Source organism: Wolbachia endosymbiont of Drosophila bicornuta, assembly GCF_028982105.1.
GTDB classification, from domain to species: Bacteria; Pseudomonadota; Alphaproteobacteria; order Rickettsiales; family Anaplasmataceae; genus Wolbachia; species Wolbachia pipientis.
On record NZ_JAPQLF010000028.1, the window covers coordinates 1 to 506 of the forward strand.

The 506-nt window shown below is 31.6% G+C and carries 1 pseudogene; it reads left to right on the top strand.

From position 1 onward, the window contains the following. Nucleotides 1–63 precede the first annotated feature (63 nt). Nucleotides 64–442: pseudogene (locus tag OZD68_RS00175) on the top strand (IS3 family transposase); the annotation flags it as partial. Between the last annotated feature and the right edge of the window lie 64 nt (nucleotides 443–506).

A 506-nucleotide genomic window follows, 5' to 3' on the forward strand; every position in this document is an offset into this window, starting at 1 on the left:
TGCTTATGGCTATGGTAGAGCAGTAGCATATTATGATCTGTTCGGATTATTGTAAAAAGAGCTATAATAGGAGAACTGACAGTGGAAAATAGTTATTTGAAAAAAAATTACTGAAATAAGCAAAAAAGATAGAGTAAGGTTTATAGAAAAAGATTCTGATCTATCAATTAGGAAACAGGCTGATTTACTTGGGATTTGCAGGTCTAGCCTATATTATAGGCCTATAATTAATAACGAAAGTGAAGTAGCAAATTTGATTCAAAAAGTATATTTGGCTTCTGATTGCCGTTATGGATATCGCAAAATTACTGCTGAAATCATAGCGAGTGGAGTAGTAGTCAATCACAAGAAAATCTTAAGAATTATGAAAAAAATGAAGATCAGTGGGCTATATTGTAGAAAAAAATGTAATACAAGTATTAAAGAAAAAAAGCATAAAATATAGCACTTCTCGCAATAGTCCGAATAGGATAAGATATGTGCTTATGGCTATGGTAGAGCAGTAG